Origin of the sequence: Rhodococcus sp. 14C212, assembly GCF_011058195.1 — a bacterium.
In the GTDB taxonomy this organism is placed as follows: domain Bacteria; phylum Actinomycetota; class Actinomycetes; order Mycobacteriales; family Mycobacteriaceae; genus Rhodococcus; species Rhodococcus aetherivorans.
Genome location: NZ_JAALEH010000181.1, coordinates 1 through 3528, shown reverse-complemented (window position 1 = coordinate 3528; position 3528 = coordinate 1). Strand labels below are relative to the sequence as shown.

Annotated in this window: 2 protein-coding genes and 1 pseudogene; 1 reads left to right on the top strand and 2 read right to left on the bottom strand. The window is 71.6% G+C overall.

Annotated features, from left to right (window positions below; translation table 11 throughout):
- Positions 1-849 (top strand): annotated as a pseudogene (locus tag G6038_RS30430) (glucose-6-phosphate isomerase); the annotation flags it as partial.
- Positions 850-936: 87 nt separating this feature from the next.
- Here G6038_RS30430 and G6038_RS30425 read toward each other — a convergent pair.
- Both G6038_RS30425 and G6038_RS30420 read right to left on the bottom strand, forming a co-directional pair.
- Entirely contained in the window at positions 937-1761 is an 825-nt protein-coding gene (locus G6038_RS30425; RefSeq protein WP_165042596.1) for an FAD:protein FMN transferase, read from the bottom strand.
- 119 nt (positions 1762-1880) lie between these two features.
- A complete protein-coding gene (locus tag G6038_RS30420; RefSeq protein WP_165042598.1) occupies positions 1881-3503 on the bottom strand; it encodes an acyl-CoA dehydrogenase family protein in 1623 nt (540 codons plus the stop codon).
- Between the last annotated feature and the right edge of the window lie 25 nt (positions 3504-3528).

Here is a 3528-nt window from a genome sequence, read left to right as displayed (position 1 = left end):
GTGGGCGGGCGGTACTCGGTGGGTTCGGCGATCGGCCTGTCGGTGATGTGCGCGATCGGCCCGGCCCGGTTCGCCGAGTTCCTCGCCGGGATGCACACCGTCGACGAGCACTTTGCCACCGCGCCGCTCGAGGCGAACGCGCCGGTGCTGCTCGGGCTGCTGGGGGTGTGGTACGCGTCGGTGCTGGGGGCGCAGACGCGGGCGGTGCTGCCCTACAGTCAGGACCTGGCGCGGCTGCCGGCGTATCTGCAGCAGCTGACCATGGAGTCGAACGGCAAGTCGGTGCGGCGCGCCGGCAGTCCCGTCGACCGCGACACCGGGGAGATCTTCTGGGGCGAGCCGGGCACGAACGGTCAGCACGCGTTCTTCCAGTTGCTGCACCAGGGCACCCGGCTGATCCCGGCCGACTTCGTCGGATTCGCCACCGCGCTCGAGGACCTGCCCACCCGGGACGGGACCGGCAGCATGCACCAGATCCTGCTCGCGAACATGCTCGCCCAGGCGAAGGTGCTCGCGTTCGGCAAGACCGCGGCCGAGGTCGCCGCCGACGGCACCGACCCGGGGTTGGTGGCACACAAGGTGATGCCCGGCAACCGGCCCTCGACCACCCTGCTCGCCCGGGCGCTGACCCCGGCGACGCTGGGCCAGTTGATCGCCCTGTACGAGCATCAGGTGTTCGTCCAGGGGGTGATCTGGGGCATCGACTCGTTCGACCAGTGGGGCGTCGAACTCGGCAAGACCCAGGCCCTGCAACTGGCCCCCGCCCTGACCGGGGCGGCGGACCCCGACACCGGCGACACCTCCACCGACACCCTCGTCCGCACCATCCGGCGGTGGCGTCGGAACTGAAGCAGGCACCCGTCGTGGCGGGCTTGCGCCGGTTTCCGACTGCGGAAACGGGTGCAAGCCCACCGATTCGGGCGCAAGCCCCGCCGCTCAGGCAGCGTGCGGGCGGGACCAGCGGCGAGTCGTGTGCACCCGGTCGCCGCTGTCCACGAGCCGGGCGGCGAGATCGTACTGCTCGAGCCACCGCACCGCCGGCGCCCCGCGGCGCAGGGCGGCCGCGGCCGCGGCGTCGGCCCACAGCGCGTCCCCGGCGATGACGGTCACCTGCTCCCACCGCCCGGCGACGTCGTTCCCGCCGTTCTGTTCCACCTCGTCGGGTTCGGCGTCGCGCACGCGCGTCGCCATCGCGCTGCCCGCCGGAAGTTCGACCGTGCCGGCTCCGGGGACGGATACCTGCCAGCCTCCGGCGGGGCTGTGACCGGCGGTGGCCGTCACGTCGCCCATGCGCACCAGGACTCCACATTCGAGACTGCGTGCGACGGTCGCGGCGGCCCGATCGGCCGTGTCGGCCCTGGCCGTCTCGGTGATGTCGAGGTTGACGCCGAACGGGGCCAGCACGGTCTCGCCGTCGAGGTGGATGTCGCTGTAGTCCGGAAGCGGATGGATGGGCGGAGTGGCGTCCTCGTCGATTCCCGCGTCGTCGGCCGACAAGGGGCTCACCGCCCCATCGGTCATCCGGGCGGCCCAGAGCGCCGAGCGCAGCAGCGCCGACAGCCGCGGACTGACCTGGACGGGGATGCCCTGGGCGAGATTGACCTCGTGGATCTCCGCGTCGCCGCGCTGGGGGTTGCAGGCCGCCTCGGATTCCGCGATCGCGGCCCGCACCAGCGTTTCGGCCTCCACCAGTGCGGCGCACTCGGTGACTGCCACCTCGACCGGGACCCCCCATTCCCGCCATTCGCTGCTTCTGATCATGAGGGCTCCGCGCTCGCTCGACGATCGTTGTCGTTACCCCAGTATGCCCTGCGGCTCGCCGCCGGTCGGATGCGCGCGAGAATCGCCGCTGTTCACATACGCGCGAGAATCGCCGCTGTTCACATACGCGCGAGAATCGCCGCGGTGTCCACGCCGGTCGGCATGGTCCCCAGGGCGATGCCCCAGTCGTCGCCCAGCCGCGTGGCGCAGAAGGCGTCCGCGACGGCGGGATGCCCGTGGCGCACGAGCTGTGCCCCCTGCAGCACCAGCGCCATCAGCTCCACGATCCGGCGGGCCCGGTATTCGATGTTCTCGAGGTCGGCGAGTTCCTTGCCGACCCGGGCCACCGCGTCGTCGAGCCGGGGGTCGGCGCCCTCGGCGAGGCGCACCTCGGCGAAGAACGCGTCCACGGTCTCGGGCTGCTTGACCATCGCCCGCAACGCGTCGAGGGCGGCGACGTTGCCGGAGCCCTCCCAGATCGACATGAGCGGTGCCTCGCGGTACAGCCGCGGCATCCCGGATTCCTCGGCGTAGCCGTTGCCGCCGAGGCATTCGAGGGCCTCCGCGGCATGCGCGGGGGCGCGCTTGCACACCCAGTACTTGGTGACCGCGAGGGCGATACGGCGCAGCGCCGCCTCCTGCGGATCGGTCGACGCGCGGTCCGTCGCGCCGGCGAGCCGCATCATCATGGTCGTCGCGGCCTCCGACTCGACGATCAGGTCGGCGAGCACGTTCCGCATGAGCGGCTGGTCGACGAGCAGGGCGCCGAACGCCTTCCGGTGCCGGGCGTGGTGCACCGCGCGCAGCGTCGCCGCGCGCATCCCGGTCGCCGAGCCGATAACGCAGTCGAGGCGCGTCATGTTCACCATCTCGATGATGGTGTTGACGCCGCGGCCCTCCGCACCGACGAGCCAGCCGGTTGCGCCCTCGTATTCGATCTCGGAGGAGGCGTTGGACTTGTTCCCGAGCTTGTCCTTGAGCCGCTGGATGCGGATGCGGTTGCGGCTGCCGTCGGGAAGCACCCGCGGCAGCAGGAAGCACGAGACGCCACTCGCGGTCTGTGCGAGGGTGAGGAACAGGTCCGACATCGGGGCGGAGGTGAACCACTTGTGCCCGACGATGCGGTAGCTGCCGTCCGCCTGAGGAGTCGCCGTCGTCGTGTTGGCCCGCACGTCCGATCCGCCCTGCTTCTCGGTCATGGACATGCCGGCGATCAGGCCGCGCTTGGTGGACGGTTCGCGTAGCCCGAAGTCGTAGTGCGGGGCGGTGAGCAGCGGCTCGTACGCCGCGGCGAGTTCCGGGTTGTGCCGCAGCGCCGGGATCACGGCGTAGGTCATGGAAATCGGGCACATGTGTCCCGCCTCCGCCTGGCCCCACACATAGAACTTGGCGGCCCGGGCGACGTGCGCACCGGGCCGGGGGTCGCGCCACGGCGCGGCGTGCATGCCGTGTTCGACGGCCACCGTCATGAGGTCGTGCCAGTGCGGATGGAACTCGACCTCGTCGATGCGGTGCCCGTAGCGGTCGTGGGTGCGCAGCACGGGCGGGTACTCGTTGACGAGCCTGCCCCAGTCCTGCGCGCGCACACCGCCGGCGAGCGCGCCGATCTCCCGGACCTCGTCCTCGGCCCAGGCCGCGCCTTCGCGGCGCAGGCCCTCGAGCAGCGCCGGGTCCGCCGCCGCCTGGTAGGGCACCAGATCCGGGACCTGGTTGAACACTTCGTGAGTGGCGGGAAAGGTCACCGGGTCGGGGGCGGGCGAGTTCACC